General features: G+C 41.3%; 12 protein-coding genes. 7 read left to right on the forward strand and 5 right to left on the reverse strand.

Annotated elements, in window-relative coordinates:
• The coding region (locus NFR98_RS14015) for a GntR family transcriptional regulator (protein ID WP_251460410.1) at positions 1-1,409 on the forward strand (1,409 nt) is incomplete at its 5' end.
• A 194-nt stretch (positions 1,410-1,603) separates the two neighbouring features.
• Here the strand turns inward: NFR98_RS14015 and NFR98_RS14020 are convergent.
• Both NFR98_RS14020 and NFR98_RS14025 read right to left on the reverse strand, forming a co-directional pair.
• Positions 1,604-3,205: a xylulokinase gene (locus tag NFR98_RS14020; RefSeq protein ID WP_251460413.1), complete on the reverse strand. Its 1,602-nt coding sequence runs from the start codon at positions 3,203-3,205 to the stop codon at positions 1,604-1,606.
• Between the two features lie 17 nt (positions 3,206-3,222).
• A complete protein-coding gene (locus tag NFR98_RS14025; protein ID WP_014097603.1) occupies positions 3,223-4,629 on the reverse strand; it encodes a sugar porter family MFS transporter in 1,407 nt (468 codons plus the stop codon).
• A gap of 485 nt (positions 4,630-5,114) precedes the next feature.
• Here NFR98_RS14025 and NFR98_RS14030 point away from each other — a divergent pair, with 485 nt between their 5' ends.
• Together NFR98_RS14030 and araA are read left to right on the forward strand one after the other, a co-directional pair.
• The gene (locus NFR98_RS14030; protein WP_014097602.1) at positions 5,115-5,813 is read left to right on the forward strand and encodes an L-ribulose-5-phosphate 4-epimerase; all 699 of its coding nucleotides are present in this window, start codon (positions 5,115-5,117) and stop codon (positions 5,811-5,813) included.
• A 31-nt stretch (positions 5,814-5,844) separates the two neighbouring features.
• Positions 5,845-7,266 carry an L-arabinose isomerase gene (gene araA / locus NFR98_RS14035; RefSeq protein ID WP_014097601.1) on the forward strand — a complete coding sequence of 474 codons (1,422 nt, stop codon included), beginning with the start codon at positions 5,845-5,847 and terminating at the stop codon, positions 7,264-7,266.
• A 698-nt stretch (positions 7,267-7,964) separates the two neighbouring features.
• Here the strand turns inward: araA and NFR98_RS14040 are convergent.
• Together NFR98_RS14040 and NFR98_RS14045 are read right to left on the reverse strand one after the other, a co-directional pair.
• Complete coding sequence (locus tag NFR98_RS14040) at positions 7,965-9,959, reverse strand: glycoside hydrolase family 127 protein (protein WP_014097600.1); 1,995 nt, start codon at positions 9,957-9,959, stop codon at positions 7,965-7,967.
• Between the two features lie 2 nt (positions 9,960-9,961).
• Positions 9,962-11,365, reverse strand: coding sequence for an MFS transporter (locus NFR98_RS14045; RefSeq protein WP_251460417.1), 1,404 nt, complete (start codon positions 11,363-11,365; stop codon positions 9,962-9,964).
• A 146-nt stretch (positions 11,366-11,511) separates the two neighbouring features.
• On the opposite strand from NFR98_RS14045, the gene NFR98_RS14050 reads away from it, so the two are divergent.
• A complete protein-coding gene (locus NFR98_RS14050; protein WP_017550143.1) occupies positions 11,512-12,465 on the forward strand; it encodes a helix-turn-helix domain-containing protein in 954 nt (317 codons plus the stop codon).
• Between the two features lie 614 nt (positions 12,466-13,079).
• On the opposite strand, the gene NFR98_RS14055 is transcribed toward NFR98_RS14050, so the two are convergent.
• Positions 13,080-14,216, reverse strand: a complete 1,137-nt coding sequence (locus tag NFR98_RS14055) for a GntR family transcriptional regulator (protein WP_017550145.1) — start codon at positions 14,214-14,216, stop codon at positions 13,080-13,082.
• Positions 14,217-14,632: 416 nt separating this feature from the next.
• On the opposite strand from NFR98_RS14055, the gene chvE reads away from it, so the two are divergent.
• The 3 genes from chvE (at position 14,633) to mmsB (ending at position 18,523) form a co-directional block, all read left to right on the forward strand.
• The gene (chvE, locus tag NFR98_RS14060) at positions 14,633-15,706 is read left to right on the forward strand and encodes a multiple monosaccharide ABC transporter substrate-binding protein (protein ID WP_014097595.1); all 1,074 of its coding nucleotides are present in this window, start codon (positions 14,633-14,635) and stop codon (positions 15,704-15,706) included.
• A 120-nt stretch (positions 15,707-15,826) separates the two neighbouring features.
• On the forward strand, positions 15,827-17,353 hold the full coding sequence (gene mmsA, locus NFR98_RS14065) for a multiple monosaccharide ABC transporter ATP-binding protein (RefSeq protein ID WP_026684698.1): 1,527 nt from the start codon (positions 15,827-15,829) through the stop codon (positions 17,351-17,353).
• Between the two features lie 6 nt (positions 17,354-17,359).
• The gene (mmsB, locus tag NFR98_RS14070) at positions 17,360-18,523 is read left to right on the forward strand and encodes a multiple monosaccharide ABC transporter permease (protein WP_017550147.1); all 1,164 of its coding nucleotides are present in this window, start codon (positions 17,360-17,362) and stop codon (positions 18,521-18,523) included.
• Positions 18,524-18,633 lie beyond the last annotated feature (110 nt).

An 18,633-nucleotide genomic window follows, 5' to 3' on the forward strand; every position in this document is an offset into this window, starting at 1 on the left:
GTAGCCGAAAGTGTACAAAAAGAGTGTCTTGGAATACCCGATATTTAAACCTTGTCGAGAAAAACTTGACACATACCGGTTTTTTAGTCCTCTTCCTGTGCAAGGGCATTCGTGTTATAATGATACGTACAAATATCGAAAGGAAACTGGATTACGCCACCGTGGCCACCCAGATCACAAATTTTATTTTTTTGCCGGATATGTACGTAACAATCATTGCTGATTTGCTAAGTTCTTCAATACTAGAAAAGGAAACTTACATGAATATGAGCAAAAAATACGAAAAAATTAAGCAGGATATTAGAGAAAAAATTTTAACGGAAGAGTACAAAGTAAGTGAAAAATTGCCAACCGAATCAGAACTAATGGAAATGTACCAGGTAAGCCGGTTTACAGTAAGGCGTGCAATTGATGAGCTGGAGAAAGAAAATTTCGTTTACCGTATTCAGGGCGGGGGGATTTTTGTTGACGATTGGAAAGGCAAACCCCAAACCGTCATGAAAAATAAAACAATCGGTTTGATTACAACTTATATATCCGATTATATTTTTCCAAATATCATCACGGGAATTGATAACTATGTATCAAACTATGGATATTCCATCTTGATTACCAACACACAAAACAATCCGGAGAAAGAGCGGAAAAGTTTGTCCAATTTATTGTCAAATAAAATTTCCGGATTAATCATTGAACCGACAAAAAGCGCATTGAGCAATACCAATAAAAGCATTTACGACAACATCAAATCACTGGGCATTCCAATGCTGTTTATTAATGCGGTTTACGATGACATGAATATCCCGTACTTGGTCATGGATGATCTAAAAACCGGCGAAATGGTCACAGATTATTTAATCTCCCTGGGGCATAAAAAAATTGTCGGGATTTTTAAAGTGGACGATAAGCAAGGTATACATCGAATGAACGGTTACATCAAAGCTTTTCAGAAGCACCCTGAGATTTCGAATATGGGTGAAATCATGATGTACCAGACAGAGGAAAACAAAATCAATCTGTTTAAAAAACTTCATACAATACTGTCGCGCCCTGAGTTTGCTCCGACTGCAATTGTTTGCTACAACGATCAACTGGCCATTCAAGTCATGAATTTTGTCAAAGAAATCGGTCTGAACGTACCAAAAGATCTCTCCGTTATTGGAGTTGATGATTACCAGTTTTCAAAGTTTATCAATCCGGCATTGACGACTGTTCGCCATCCGCAGGAAAAGATGGGGCTTGATGCTGGTAAAATGATCATTGATATGCTTAATAAGCAACCAGTCACCTCAAAAATATATGAACCAGAATTGGTAAAAAGGGATTCAGTAAAGCCGCTTGATCATTCAAATGACAATTGGACGGAAAAAAATAGGGAGGAGAAAGCAATCTGTGATAACGATGAGTAATATCATGGATTCTGCCTTTTTTCGAAAACAACTTATGAATAGGCCAAAAGTTTTTGTAATGATATCTGCCTTTAATAGATCATGATTCCGGTAGTCAGATATTCTGAAGCAGCCGGATCCGGTATAAAGTCAACAGGGCTTGCTAAATGGCAAGCCCTGTTGGTTATGCTTCTATTGTATGCCGTCGCCTTCTGCTATCCAATCGACTTTACAGCCATCGACTCAACCGGCAAGCCCGCCTCATATCTTTTTATAAAGGCTTCGTACCCTGAAACGCCTTCAGGTTCCGGGCTTAGCGTCATGCTTTCGGGATGGGTGAACACGTTTTGGTCCAAAAAGTCTTCCAGGCTTTGCTTCCCGTTTCCGGATTTTGCATAAACCGCGAGCACGGCCATCCCCCAGGCGCCGCCTTCACCGGCAGTGCTCATCACCGTAATCGGCGTATTTAATGCATTGGCCAATACTTGCTGGCCAATGACCGGTGTTTTAAACAGGCCGCCCTGGGCAATCAGGACATCCGTTTTGATTCCTTCTTCATTCTTCAAAATATCCATCCCGATTTTAAGCGGTGCAAATGCCGCATACAACTGGGCCTGGACAAAATTGGCCAATGTAAAGGCACTGTCCGGTTTCCTGACAAACAGCGGGCGCCCGGCCGGCATTTTTGTAATGTTTTCACCTGACAAATAACTGTAATTGAGCAAGCCACCTGCATCCGGATCCGCTTTTGCGGCCACCAAAAACAATGTTTCATATAAACGATCCGCCGGCAAGTCAACACCGAGCCGTTCAGCAAATTGTTTAAACAGGTTTGCCCATGCATTAATGTCAGACGAGCAGTTGTTGATATGGACCATCGCCACGGGCGCCCCGCTCGGCGTTGTGACAATATCAATATCGCGGTACACTTTTTCAAGCGGCTGATCCAGCACGATCATCGAAAATGCCGAGGTACCGACGGATATATTTCCGGTCCGTTTGCGCACACTGTTTGTGCACACCATCCCGGTGCCGGCATCCCCCTCAGGCGGAGCCATCAAACTGCCTGCCTGAAGATTTCCGTTTACATCCAATAATGCCGCTCCTTCGGGTGTTAAAGTGCCCGCATATTCGCCGGCTTTTAATACTTTTGGCAAGACCTCCCTGATATGCCATGGATAGGGCGCCACATTTTCAAGCTGGTCAAACGTATCAAGAAAATCTTCCCGATAGGTGCCGGTCTCTTCATCCACCGGAAAAACACCGGAAGCATCGCCAATTCCTAACACCTTTTCTCCGGATAATTTCCAGTGTACATAACCGGCCAACGTGGTGATAAAGCGAATATCCTTTACATGGGGCTCCTGGTTTAAAATCGCCTGGTAAAGGTGGGCAATGCTCCATCGTTGCGGAATATTAAATTGAAATCGTTCAGTCAATTCATCCGCCGCTTGTTCGGTGATGTTATTACGCCATGTCCTGAAAGGAACGAGCAGCTCTCCGTTTTCTGCAAAAGCCAAATACCCGTGCATCATAGCGCTTACACCAATGGCACTGATTTTTGTTAAAGTCGTATGGTATTTCCCCTGGACGTCTGCCGCAATTTGGGCATAGCTTCTTTGAATCCCTTCCCACACTTCTTCCAACGAATACGTCCAGATGCCGTTTTCAAATTTGTTTTCCCAAACATAGCCGCCGGATGCGATCGTTTCAAAATCGTCCGTGACAAGTACGGCCTTTATCCGGGTTGACCCCAGTTCAATGCCTAATGAGACATTTCCTTGTTTAATCGCTTTAGAAGTATCCACTAAATTCATTTTTATTTACCTCCGTCTCATATGTGTAAGTGGGCACCTTTTTTTTCAACAGCTTTTTCCTCCCCATATTTTTCAATTTCTTCCAACGTATGTCCCTGGGTTTCAGGTACGCGGGTCCGAATAAACAAAACACCAAGCAAACATATCACGCCGAAAATTGCAAAAACAGCTTCTTGGGACATGGAAGCAGTCATGATTGGGAACAGCAGCCCAACCAGGAAAGAACCAATCCAGTTAAAAGAGGAAGCTAATCCTGATGCGCGTCCGCGAATGACAAGCGGGAAAATTTCCCCAACGATTACCCAGGTTAAAGGAGCCCACGTGAAGGAATAAAGAGCTACATAGATGCTTAAAAACGCAACGATCATCATCGGGTTTGCATTTGGAATGAGCAAATTCAAAATGGCTGGCAAAATAAAGGACAGGCCCATAATGGTTCCGCCTACTGTCAACAAAGTCCGGCGTTTAAATTTATCAGCAATCCATAAGAAGACGAGTGAGCCCAATACGAGAATGATCCCTTGAATAATCGGCCACATCAATGCAGAACTGGCTGCATGCCCTGTTGCTTTTTCTACAATTAAAGGAATATAGTAAAAAATAGCATTTGCGCCCTGAAATTGTTGGAAAGCCGCAACGCCCACACCGGCAATGACTAAATAACGGTATTTGCCGCTAAATAAAGTACCCCATGATGCTTTTTGATTTGCCTGTTTTTCTTCTCTGGCAGTCTCTTGAATTTGTTTGATTTCAGCATCAATTGCCTCTTTTTTAGCGCGAATATAGCTCAAAACCTTGCGTGCTTCCTCAAGTTTATTGTTCTTTATTAAAAAGCGCGGTGATTCCGGCAACTTTAACACACCAAAGAATAAGATCAATGCTGGTACCGCTGCCAAACTAAGCATCAACCGCCAAGCCAATGATTCCGGCAAACCTTTTAATAAATAATCGACAATGTAAGAAAGTAACATTCCCGATACAATCATGGTTTGGTTAATCCCTGACAGACGTCCGCGCAAACGTGCAGGCGCCATTTCGGACATATAAGCCGGGACCAGTGCAGAAGCAGCACCAACCGCTAATCCTAATAACATCCGGACGATGATTAAAAAGTATTGCCCGTTATGAGGGGATATGCCAGATAAAACCGATCCAACAACAAAAATTAAAGCTGAAATTAAAATCATTTTTCGCCGGCCCAAACGGTCGGAAAGTTGCCCCGCCAGAGCGCCGCCGAATATAGCACCAAACATTACAGCAGAGGTAATCCATCCAATAACGCCTGCACTGTTTTGAAGGTTCCAGTCATGTTCCAGGAATGGCAAAGCGCCTGTCATTACCCCAATATCATAGCCAAATAGAATGCCGCCAAAAGCCCCGAAAAAGTAAATGAATCCACTTGAGATTTTCTTTTCACCAACCATTAAAGTTCCCTCCTTGATGTATCAGCCTTATTTTCTTCTTGCTGACGGCTCCTTTCTTTGTGAGCGGTATCATTTTAGAAAAAAGCGTTTTCATGCTGCAAGTACATGCTAGCACATTTATACCTATAAATCAATGACAAAAATATTTATACTGATAAATGAGGAAAAAATAACGTTTTCCTGCGTTTTTCTTAACCGCTTTCTTACCCATCATTATGCTACTTATATAGATGAAAGGATAGCAGGTAAGGGTACCCAATTGTGTGTTTTTTGTGTCTGTAGCTATAGTGAAAAAGCTATGGAAGCTGTGACATAAACCACTCTTTTCCATCCAGTGAAAAACACATTTATACATATAAATATTTTTTTGTTGACTTATACTGATAATTGATATAGCATTCTATTTGTAAGCGGTTAATCGCAGAATCCAAATGACATGTCAAAAACTTTTAAAGAATGATCAATTTCAAAGGGATGATCAATGAATGCTAGAAGAACTCAAGAAAGAAGTCTATGAAGCAAACATGCTGCTGCCGGAATATAATCTGGTCACCTTTACATGGGGAAATGTAAGCGGAATCGACCGTGAAAAGAATCTCATGGTCATTAAGCCGAGCGGTGTCGAGTATGAAGCATTGTCACCGGAAAAAATGGTCGTCGTTGATCTTGGTGGAAATGTAGTGGAAGGCGAGTTAAATCCGTCAAGCGATACTGCAACACATTGTGTGCTTTATCGCCATTTCCCGAATATTAAAGGAATTGTCCATACACATTCTCCCTGGGCGGTTTCATTTGCGCAGGCCGGCATTGATATTCCGGCGGCAGGAACGACACATGCCGATACATTTTACGGGCCGGTTCCGGTCACAAGGGCGATGAAGAAAGAAGAAGTCGTGACGGAATATGAAAAACAGACCGGTGATGTGATTGTTGAGACTTTTGAAAAGCGGCATATTGATCCGGACCAGGTTCCGGCTGTTCTGGTAAATGATCACGGCCCTTTTACGTGGGGAACATCCGCCCATGATGCCGTGCACAATGCCGTTGTGCTCGAAGAAGTAGCGAAGATGACCTACCACTCGCTACAGCTGAATCCGCATCAAATCAACATGGATCAATTTCTTTTGGATAAACACTATTTACGCAAGCACGGAAAAAATGCCTATTATGGGCAAAAAAAATAAATGTCTTGTACATTCCGGGGAGGAAAACAGCATGTTGAAAATAAAAGATTACGAGTTTTGGTTTATCGTCGGAAGCCAGCATTTATACGGCAAAGAAACACTGGATGCTGTAAAGGAAGATGCGGAAAAAATCATTGATGAAATCAACGCAAGCGGCAAGCTACCGTACCCGATCGTATTTAAAACGGTTGCCACAACAGCCGACAGTATTACAAAGGTCATGAAAGAAGTCAACTATAACGATAACGTCGCCGGTGTCATCACCTGGATGCACACATTCTCGCCTGCGAAAAACTGGATCAGGGGAACGAAACTGTTACAAAAACCTTTGCTTCATCTGGCTACACAATTTCTCGACCATATTCCGTGGGAAACGATCGACATGGATTATATGAACCTGCATCAAAGCGCCCATGGCGACCGGGAATACGGATTTATCAATGCGAGACTGAACAAAAATAACAAAGTTGTTGTCGGCCATTGGAAAGATGAAAAGGTCCAAACCCAAATCGGACGCTGGATGGATGTTGCCGTTGCTTATAATGAAAGCTTTAACATTAAAGTAGCGAGATTCGGCGACAACATGCGCAATGTCGCAGTCACGGACGGCGATAAAATCGAAGCACAAATTCAGTTCGGCTGGACAGTCGACTATTACGGCATCGGCGACCTTGTTGCGGAAATGAAAGAAGTCACTGATCAGGAAATAGAAGCCGTTTATGCGGAATGCCAGGAAAAATATGAATTGGTGGTTGGGAACAATGACCCGGCCTATTTTGAAGACCATGTGAAAGAGCAAATCCGGATTGAAATTGCCTTGCGCAAATTCCTCGACAGGGGCGGGTACACAGCCTTTACTACAAACTTTGAAGATTTATGGGGCATGAAACAGCTTCCGGGCATGGCGGTCCAACGGCTGAATGCGGAAGGTTACGGTTTTGCTGGTGAAGGGGACTGGAAGACAGCCGCACTCGACCGGTTGGTGAAAATCATGGCACATAACGAAAAAACCGGTTTTATGGAAGATTATACGTACAACCTGGTAAAGGGCCATGAAGAAATACTGGGTTCCCACATGCTTGAAGTAGACCCAACTTTGGCAAGCGGCAAAATCAGGGTAGAAGTCCATCCATTAGGCATTGGGGACCGCGAAGACCCTGCACGGCTTGTTTTTGACGGATCAGATGGAGATGCGATTGACTTAACCATTTCCGATTTTGGCGACAAATTCAAAATGGTGATGTATGAAGTAGAAGGAAAGAAACCGGCTGAAGCAGCGCCGAAACTGCCTGTCGCACGCCAGCTTTGGACACCAAAAGCAGGTTTCTATGAAGGGGTCCAAAAATGGATTGAAAACGGTGGCGGCCACCATACAGTATTCTCCTTTGCCGTAACAGCGGAACAAATTGAAGATTTTGCAAAAATGGCCGGGATTGAAGTTGTGAAAATTTGAATTTTATTTCAGATGGCACAGGCCATAACATCTCAACCCCAGCGGAAAAATATTATAGGGACGTACATGTAAAGATTGGGTTGTCAATAAGATTATGGCTCAATGCAGATACCCAAGGGAATGATAATTGAACCACCTTTCCCTTACCCAAACTCCCTACAGGTTGTTTGGGTAAGGGAACTCCTAAATACAGAAACATTGGATGAGGCGATCTCCACAGTTTCTTAGGTTAGAGCAGTAGCAAGAACAAAGCTGACTTGGTGGAAAGTTGTTCGTCCTTGTTACGACTTGCTTTCCTTTGTAATCAATCATGATTTTAACTTGATAACATGATTCTTCACTAATGGTCTTTGCTAAACTGTCGGGCAATCGAGATGGCAAATAGCCATCCCTTGTACTGAAGCGATTCATCCTTTTCCTATTGTGCGTTTAAAGAGGATGAATCGCCTTTTTTGATGAAAAATTTATGGCCATTATTTTTCTGGATTTACAGCACCCTATCGAAATGTGTCCCTTTTCACCCAGCCGTAAAATAAACGGAGAGGTTGACTCATTTTCATCCTTTTGCTGGTGCCACGAAACCGGTATGAATGTCTAAATTGGGAAAATAAGTGTCTATTTCCGACTTTAAAAAGCTCCCTTTATTTTTTATATATAAAAGCGGAGATGTCCCTGAGGTATCTCCGCTCTCTTTGTTTTTATTCACTCTGTTTTTTTATCCATACCTGCATCTCACCCGGTTCCCGGTTTACCCAAGCATAATATGGGATGAAGCGGATGTTTGCCGGCTTCCATACAGTTGGTCTGTAATCCCGGTAAAGTATGCCATCCGAGGGGTCTACTTCACGCCTTTGCGCCGTTGCGTCAATAATACCTGCACCTTCAAGTAAGTCCGGCTGATACGTAAAATCAAATTTAGGATTTGCTGGAAGACGATATAAACTGAGTGGCGCCGAATTATCCGCTTCTTCCATACAGTAAACAACCGGTCCACGCTGGATGGCGATTTTGTCCAAATTATTCTTGACCCGGTTATTTGCCTGAATTTCATGAACACTCATATCCAGATTAAGCTCAATTTCAAACTGTTCACGGTCAACTTTAAAATAAAGGAAACCATCCTTTAGCTTCGGCTTTAACTCCTTATCGGAGACGCTAAGTGTATAATGTTGTGCTGACCAAGATGGTATTCTCACCGCAAATTTGAACGATTTTTGTTGCGGATTTTCGATTTTAAATGTAATTGTACCATCCCACGGAAAGTTACTGTTCTGTTCAATAGAAATGCCGTTCCCGAATTGAGCCGTGTTGGCAATAAACTGATGGGCATAAATCGTTTGTTGGTCATCATCTGTTGTATAAATATACTGATCAACGGAGGCAATTAAACGGGCAAGGTTTGGTGGGCAACAAGCGCAACCGAACCAGTTTTGCCGTTCATACATGACATGGCTTTTGGCCGGATCTTTTTTGTGTGCCTCAATTGAAACTTCTAATGGATTGACATAAAAGAAGTGCTCTCCATCCAATGACACGCCACTGATCGTTGAATTATATAATTCTTTTTCCAAAATATCAGCATACTCACCTTTAGGCTCATTTTCTAGCATTCTGCGCGCAAAAAATGCCATCGCAACAGAAGCACAAGTTTCACAGTACATTGTATCGTTTGGTAAATCATAATCATAAGTGAAAGATTCACCGATTGAAGTGGAACCAATCCCACCTGTGACATACATTCTTTTGTTAACAATACTGTCCCATAAACGACGACACGCTGAAAGCAGATTTTCATCATGTGTCAGGTTGGCCACGTGCGCCATTCCCGTGCATAAATAAACAATCCGCACGGCATGACCCTCCGCCGTTTTCTGGTCGAATACAGTTTTATCTGCTTGATAGTAGCTGAGGGGAAAAGCTTCCATTCCGGCGATAATATCGCGCTCTTTTCCGTCCACTTCTATCTGACGATCAAAAAATTGCGGATCTTTTCCACGCTGTGTGATAAAGTACCGGGCCAGATCGAGGTAACGTTTTTCATTTGTTACTTCATATAGTTTAGCGAGGGCGAGTTCTATTTCGGGATGCCCATCATAACCGGGGATTTTTCCATCCGTCAGCCCAAAGTTTTTTTCAATGCAATCGGCCATGCGTCTTGAAATCTCAAGTGCTTTTACATTTCCTGTTGCTCCATAGTAGGCAACTCCCGCTTCAATATAGTGGCCCATACTATACAGCTCATGACTTTGTTTTAACCGTGCGAATTTCCTTTCCGGTGCTTCAATCATAAAATACGTCACAAGATAGCCGTCCGTTTCCTGCGTATCCGCAATCAGTTCAATTAATTGGTCTGCAACGGTCTGAAGATCCGGATCCGGTGCATAGTTTAATGTGTATGCGACTGCTTCCAGCCATTTATATACATCTGTGTCTTGAAAAACATAGCCGTAATGATGTCCTTCCAGCCGTTTTGCGGCAATAAGGAAATTTGCGACTGCATGGCTTTTTTCGGATGGAATCCGGCTATCCCCACGTTCTTTGGTAATCTGAATATTGGCGTTATCATTCATGACCGACCATTGGTAAGGAATCATTTTCTTTTTAACCAAGTTCCGGTAACGTTTCCAAAATGCATCAGTAATGGTAAGATGACGAAGAGAAAAGCTATTTATATTTCGGTAGTCTGTACTCATTTTTACATCTCCTCCTGTGAATTTTTGTTCATTAAATCACGAATTACAATAGGTTCATGTTCTTCGTATTTTTTATACATGTACAATGGGATAATGTTCAGTGCAAAGATGACGATTGGCATCCATATAAATGAAAACTTGATAGCACTGAGTGCACTTGCAGATTGTACATGATTTGGAACATAATGAAATGTCTTCATAATGACGGACGGGATAAAAGAGCCAAGGCCTGCCCCCATTTTAATGCAAAAAGAACTGCCAATTGCTGTTAAAAAACCGCTGGCCCGAACGCCATTTTTCCATTCGCCATAATCGACAGTATCGCCGACCATGGCAAAGAACATGGAACAAGCAATCCCACTCCCAATACAGGCAATACACCAGGAGATAAGCAAAGGGATCAGATGGCTGCCCGAGACTACCATCATTAGCTGGCCAATAATTGCAGCAGCAAGTCCGAAAACCGTCGTTCCCCACTTATTGAATTTTTTCACAATGAATGGTATGGATGCCATCCCGACGACCTGGATAATGGAGAAACCGTTGAATAACGAAATGTAGCCTGAATTATGCATATTGTACTGGAAGTAATAAGCCAGAGTTGAGCTTCGGGCTGTTAAGCCTATCCAGAAAATAATATTAGCCGCGACAATCAAAAACCAAGGCCAATTACGTTTTGCCGCTTTAAAACTTTGTTTAATAGGGATCGATTTCGTGCGCTGAATATTTTTCTCACGCATATCTGCAAAAGCAACAAGTAGTAAGACGACAGCAACGATGGCATAGAGCAGAACCGCCAGCGACCAGCCTCTTTGTGCATTGTTTCCGCCCAAAAATGCTGCGAGCGGTAGAATGAACGTCACTGCAAAGAAGTTCCCAATATTTCCGCCGACCATCCGGAATGAATTTGCAACCGTCCGTTCATCCGAATTTGATGATAAGTTCGGCAGGACAGAAGTGATTGGGGTAGAAACACCTGTGTAAGAAATACCAGCTAAAATATACATAATACCGGCATATAGCACTTTTACGGTTCCTTCTATGGGAGGGGTCGTAAACAGCAGCCAGACAAAGATAGCAAAAGGAAACGCCATCCATAAGAACCATGGGCGGCTTTGCCCGTATTTGCTGTGTGTATGGTCAATGATAATACCCCAAATTGGCGCATCAAGGGCATCAAAAAATCTCGCAACCAATAGAAGTGTTCCCGCGATCCCGACAGACAGGCCGTAAACATCTGTAAAGAAATACAAAATATAACTGCTCATAATACAGTAAAGCAAATTGCCAGCCATGTCCGTAAAAGAATACGTAATTTTACGGTGAAACGGCAACTCGGTTCCATGCTTTTTTCCAGAACTTGTTTCCGATTCCAGAACGGCTGTGTTTCGAAAATTTTCGGCCATCACCTATTCATCCTTTCCGAAAGATTATGATGTTTTCACGAAAAATTGTAACCCCTTGCATTTCGCAATGTAATCCCTTATATTGAAAAAAAGGTGTTCATTTCCGACTGTTTAAACTCCAAACGTGGTAGGGGAGTGGTACGATTATGAATTATTCTTTTAATCTTGTTCAGCCCTTTTTGTATTATAAATGCGGGGAATTTTCAGCTGATATACCATGGAAGCATAAGGAAATGTACCATCAGGGAGACTATGAAATTATTATTTGTACGAAAGGTCCGGTTTATATCCAGGTCGGTCCCGTGCAATATGAGCTGAATGAAAATGATGTATTGCTGGTTCCGCCGTATACAAAAATGTACGGCTATAAATTGTCCAGCCAGCCTGTTAATTTTTATTGGCTCCATTTTTTTACAAAGCACAAACCTTCATTTGTTGAAGATGAAGCGCTTACCAGCTATTTATCTGGGATTGCTTCCGGAAGTTTTGTTTCATCCATTAATGACAAAGTAATTTTGCCGGATTTTTTTCACATTAACGAGGCTGGAAAAATTCTAATTTTTATGAATCAGGTGCTCGATGTTGCAAACAGCTATCACTATAGCGAACAAGAAAACGATTATTTAACTACTGCTTTTTTAATTGAACTGAGTCATACTTATCTCACACAGCTATCGGTAAACCGGCATTTTCAGAATAGCAGGGTCAGTAAGATTAAAGAATGGATTCGTGCCAATCTATCTGAAGAATTGTCTGTTGAAGATGTGGCCAGAGCCTTTCAAATTCATCCGGATTATTTAACACGCCTATTTAAGCGCAATACCCATCGCACAACATTGCAATTTATAAACGAATTAAAGATAGAAACCGCAAAGATGCTGTTGTTGCGTACCAACCTGACAGTCAGCCAGATTGCAAGTCACGCCTATTTTATAGATGAGAAAAATTTTATGCGCCGTTTTAAAAAAATGACAGGATTGACACCTACTGAGTATCGCAACGCTTATACGCACACGCATTTGAATAATCCCCGTATTGATCCGACAATACCACTTCCAAAACAATTGGAAAACAGAATAAATATCACCAAAAAGGTTTAGTCTACGGGATATACAGGTATTTCAGGATAAATCAGAAATTATTCCAGTTTATTGTGTGATGGATACATACCGTCCGGCCGTTTCAGATCATGCTTTTTAATTATAGTGGAGGCAGATGTAGTAGAGAAAGAAGTCTCCTTCGTTGATCGGGAGAAGGGACATCCAGCTGAATCGTCTGGAACTTGGATCAGTTCTTTCTATAACTACAGTATCATCGCTGCGTTAAATTTGTATGCCAGTTCCGGTGGTGAAATAGCCGAGATGTTAGCTGTGTCACGGGAAGGGCAACGGGTTATATTAAACAAATAATAATTAGAATAAATGTTCACTTTGCTTATATCATTATCGTTCCGGAGATTTTTTGACCTATAAGCATAAATTGAAAACAGAGCGCCCAAGACACCGGTAATCCGGCAAGGGACGCTCTGCTTTTTGTAAGCCTTTTTGTCGTTAATTGCCATAATGCTAATTTCCCTCTTGTTTTCGAACAGCCCGCCTTTCTGCTCTTATTCCCTATGGACCACTGTTATCTTCATAAACAAAAAATGAGCTGCTTTTAGATGAGTGGGGCTATTCTGCTTATCTTGATGGTGCGAAGGAATTATGATTATTGCTTAATTTATATTTATTTTCTCAGCGTCTTTTTCCTGCAGGGTAGAATTTCTGACAATTAAAACTGGTTCATAAATGATGGAGTTATGGCTTTTTTCATAATGGTTTTCTGCTTTTTCAACTGCTGCGACGATCCATTTTGCAGCATCGATCCCCATCTGGGTTTTAGGATGTGTAACGGTAGTTAGTTTAATTTCCGAGGCAACCGCAAGATTAGAGTCATCAAACCCTGTGATAGAAATATCTTGCGGAATTTTGATGTCTAATTCTCTTAGCACTCGGATCACTTCGATTGCCATCTGATCATTGTAACAGACAATTGCAGATGGTCGTTCCTTTGTGTTCTTTAAAAACACTTTATAATCCTCAATCATTTGATTCATATTTTCTGTTGAATACGTTTTCACCATGTTTTGAAAAAAAGGCACATGGTTTTCTCTGAGCGCATTTAAATAGCCTTTCATCCGGTACACACCCTGAAGGTCGTCTGTTTTAAACAACCCGGCGATTTTACTGTGGCCTAGCCTGATCAAATGTTCAGTCACCATGTAGGTGCCTCGTTCATCGTCAACGATCAAATGAGGCGGATTCAGCTGCTGATAAAATTGATTGATCATAATATAGGGAATGTGTAGCCTTTCCAGTTCTGTATAAAAGCAAACATTTGGATTAAACCCGCTGCTTTTTGTCGGCTCTACAATGAGTCCGTCAATTTCCCTACTCATCAACGTTTCTAAACATTGTTTTTCTTTTTTTGGATCGTTATCGGTACTTGCTAAAACAAGAGAGTATCCCTTTTCTGTCAAATAGGATTCGATCCCATTCAAAATTGAAGGGAAAATATAATCGGAAATGTAGGTTGTGATGACGCCGATTGTTTTTGTATTTCCGGATGAAGGTTTTTGACGGATTTCATGAAAGTTTCTATCCGCACAAAATGTTCCGGATCCCTGCTCCGTATATAACCACCCCTCGTTTACGAGCTGCCTGATGGCTTGGCGGACAGTGTGGCGGCTGACACGAAACAGTTTAACCAACTCATTTTCTGAATATATTTTTTCTCCCGGTTTAACTTGTCCGTTCAAGATCCATTCTTTAATTTTTTCTTGTACTACAACATATTTTGGTGATTCTGCCATACGTTTCACCCTTATTGTCGTTATTTTTCTGGACTTGAATACAAGTGTCTTACTTTACTATAACAGATGCCGGCCTGATTATCTATTATCTTTAAAGGAATGCTCCGGTGCTCTTGCAGAGATCTTGTTCCGCGGTGAAGGAAATATCTGTTCTGCATTCGGAAGCATTTATTCTGCGTAACAATCCATACTGTTCAACTTTATGGAATGACCGTTTATTTGTTCGTACAAATTTTTGAAATATAATGTTGACATGTACGGATGACTATAATACACTAGGGACAAATAAGAATGCGCTTACAAAATGCGTATTTACTGAACCTAGAGGAAGGAGTGGGTTACATACCAAAAAAATGTAAGCGTTGACAAAATTGAAAATTTGGTTTTCTAATCTAACTATACGAGGGGGAAACATTGTGAAAAAATGGTTTATAACGGCCTGTGCACTGATTCTTGTTTTCGTCCTAAGTGCCTGTGGCAGTTCGGGGGCAAGCTCTGGAAAAAAAGGGTATGTAGGAATAGCAATGCCGACGAAATCATCGGAACGCTGGATTAAAGATGGAAACAATATGAAAAAGCAGTTTGAAAAGATGGGCTATAAAGTCGATCTGCAATACGCCGAAGATGATGTGCAAAATCAAGTATCACAGATTGAAAACATGATCACTAAAGGGGCGAACGTCCTTGTTATTGGTGCTATTGACGGAGAAGCATTAACCGATGTTCTCAAAAAAGCGCATGACCAAAAAATTAAAGTGATTGCATACGACCGGTTAATCCGGAATACGAAATACGTAAACTACTATGCTACCTTTGATAATTACAAAGTCGGCGTTATACAAGCAAAATATATTGAAGATAAACTTGGTTTAAAACAAAATAAAGGGCCATTTAATATTGAATTATTCGGAGGATCTCCGGATGATAACAACTCGCTGTTCTTTTATAACGGCGCGATGTCCGTTCTGAATCCGTATATAAAGTCCGGAAAACTTAAAGTGTTAAGCGGCCAGACGAAGTTCAACCAAATTGCAACGCTTCGGTGGGATGGGGCAACGGCACAATCCCGGATGGATAATATTTTAAGTGCCAAATATACAAATGCAAAAGTAGATGCAGTGCTCTCTCCATATGATGGAATCAGCATTGGCGTGATTTCATCCTTGAAGAGTGTCGGCTATGGTTCAAAAGACAAACCGATGCCAGTGATTACTGGGCAGGATGCAGAGTTGGCTTCTGTAAAATCGATCATCAAGGGTGAACAAACCCAAACCGTATTTAAAGATACAAGAAAATTGGCAAAACAGACAGTGAAAATGGTTGATCAGATGCTGAATGACAAGAAAGTGGATGTCAATGATACAAAAACATATGACAATGGCGTAAAAGTTGTTCCATCTTATCTTTTGGATCCTGTTTCTGTTGATAAATCCAATTATAAAAAGGTGTTGGTTGACAGCGGTTACTATAAAACAAGCGAATTGAAATAATATTTGGCAATGGGCTTTCCATTTAGAATGACGTCCTGGAACAGGCGGATCAAACAGTCGTGATAACAGGTACGGTTTTCTTTTTGGAATGCCCTTTTCTGTATAACGGGGGTGAATCAATTGGTTGAATATATATTGGAAATGAACGACATTACAAAAGAATTTCCTGGGGTTAAAGCACTTGATAATGTGAATTTAAAAGTAAAAAAAGGCGAAATTCATGCCCTGTGCGGTGAAAATGGCGCAGGAAAATCAACCCTCATGAAAGTATTAAGCGGTGTTTACCCTTATGGAACGTATTCGGGAGACATCTTATTTAATGGAGAAATTTGCCAATTTAAGGATATAAAGCAAAGTGAGGCTCTGGGAATTGTCATTATTCATCAGGAATTAGCGCTTATCCCCGATCTTTCAATTGCTGAAAACATTTTTTTGGGCAATGAAAGGGCAAAAAATGGCGTGATTAATTGGGCAGAAACATTTATTCAAACTGAAACGTTATTGAAAAAAGTCGGTCTGAATGAATCACCAGATACATTAATCCGCAACATTAGCGTCGGAAAACAGCAGTTGGTTGAAATCGCAAAAGCTTTGTCAAAAGAAGTAAAACTGCTGATTTTAGACGAGCCTACCTCCGCTTTAAACGAGACGGAAAGTGAAAACTTGCTTTCCCTTATTTTGGAGTTTAAGGAACAAGGCATTACTTCTATTATTATTTCACATAAATTAAATGAAATTATGAAAATTTCTGATTCCATTACGATATTGCGGGATGGCAAAACCATTGAAACGCTAAATGTAAAAAAAGATAACATAACGGAAGACCGGCTCATTCGCGGAATGGTGGGAAGAGATTTAACGCATCGCTTTCCTGATCATACACCAAAAATAGCTGAAACCATTTTGGAAATTAAAAATTGGACCGTTTGGAACCCTGCCAACCCGGAACAAAAAGTTGTTGATCATGCAAATATTACAGTAAGAAGAGGAGAGATTGTAGGAATTGCGGGTTTAATGGGAGCTGGCAGAACCGAGATGGCGATGAGTATTTTTGGACGGTCATATGGAAAGAAAATGGAAGGACAAATAATCAAAGATAACAAACCGATTGAAATCAAGTCGGTTCAGGATGCAATACGCCATGGTTTTGCCTATGTAACGGAAGACCGGAAAAATCTTGGTCTTAACTTGATCTCAAGCTTGAAAGAAAATATGACGCTGGCGAATCTAAGAAAAATTTCCAACAAATCGGTAATCGACGAGGGAAAAGAGATTGTAAGTGTTGAGGAGCTACGTAAAAAGCTGAGGATCAAGTCTTCCAATGTGATGCAACTGGTTGGGAATTTGAGCGGTGGCAATCAACAGAAGGTTTTGCTGAGTAAATGGGTCTTTACCGAACCGGACATCTTGATTTTAGATGAACCAACCAGGGGTATTGATGTCGGTGCGAAATATGAAATCTACACCATTATTCATCAACTGGCTGATCAGGGGAAAGGCATCATTCTCATTTCATCAGAACTTCCGGAGTTACTGGGAATGGCCGACCGGATTTACACCATGAACAAAGGAAAAATTACCGGGGAAGTCTTAAAAGAAGAGGCAAATCAGGAAATTTTAATGAAATATATGACGAAAGTTGGGTGACCTCAAATGGATTCTATCCTTCAAATGATGAAAAAAAACATGAGACAGTATGGCATGTTTATTGCGCTTGTTCTGATTATGGTTCTTTTTCAAGTAATTACGGACGGGATCTTGTTAAGGCCGTTAAACATTACCAATCTTGTTATGCAGAACAGTTATGTATTGATACTGGCCATTGGTATGGTCCTCATCATTATTGCCGGCCATATTGATTTATCTGTCGGTTCCGTTGTAGCTTTCATCGGAGCAATATCTGCTGTCCTGTCCATACACATGCATCTGCCGACAATTGTTGTTTTTGTCATTTCTTTAGCAATTGGTGCATGCATTGGTGCCTGGCAGGGATTTTGGGTTGCCTACGTAAAAATTCCGGCATTTATTGTGACGTTAGCTGGAATGCTCGTTTTTCGGGGCCTGACGATGCTGATTCTTAAAGGCGAATCACTAGCCCCTTTTCCGAGAAACTTCCAACTTGTCAGTTCTGGTTTTATCCCGGATGTTTTTAAAGGAAGCTCCTTAAATATTTTGACCATCGCGGTCGGGCTGTTATGTACAGTTGCCTATATCTTCATTGAATTAAATGGAAGAAAAAAGCAGAAAAAATATCAGTTGCAAACAACATCGGGACCGTTGTTCGTTGCTAGAATTATTGTTATTGCATGTTTGATTAATGTATTTTCGTACATTTTTGCGACGTACGAAGGAATCCCTTACATTTTGGTAATCTTAATAGCCTTAATTCTTGCTTACTCATTTGTTATGAAAAGAACAACAATGGGTAGACAGGTATATGCAATTGGCGGTAATGCAAATGCAGCGAGTTTATCAGGGATCAAAACACCACGCGTAACATTTTGGATTTTTGTAAATATGGGCGTGCTTGCCGCATTGACGGGATTAATTGTTGCAGCCCGTCTAAATGCAGCAACGCCAAAAGCGGGAACGAACTTTGAACTTGATGCCATTGCAGCCTGTTTTATCGGCGGAGCTTCTGCTTATGGAGGAATTGGCACAGTCGGCGGAGCAATCGTAGGTGCGCTCGTAATGGGAGTGATGAACAATGGTATGTCCATTCTTGGCCTTGGCATAGATTGGCAACAAACGATTAAGGGCCTTGTCTTGCTTCTTGCTGTTGCGTTTGATGTTTATAACAAAAATAAAGCGGTTTAAAAAGAAATTGGCGCAAGGCTGTGCAAGTTTGCCCAGTTCTGAAGAGTAAATTCATCAATTTTTAGATGTTTTATGATAAAATGACTTATCCACATTTAGAAAATTTTTCC

The organism is Weizmannia agrestimuris (genome assembly GCF_943193165.1).
Classification (GTDB): Bacteria; Bacillota; Bacilli; order Bacillales; family Bacillaceae_C; genus Weizmannia; species Weizmannia faecalis.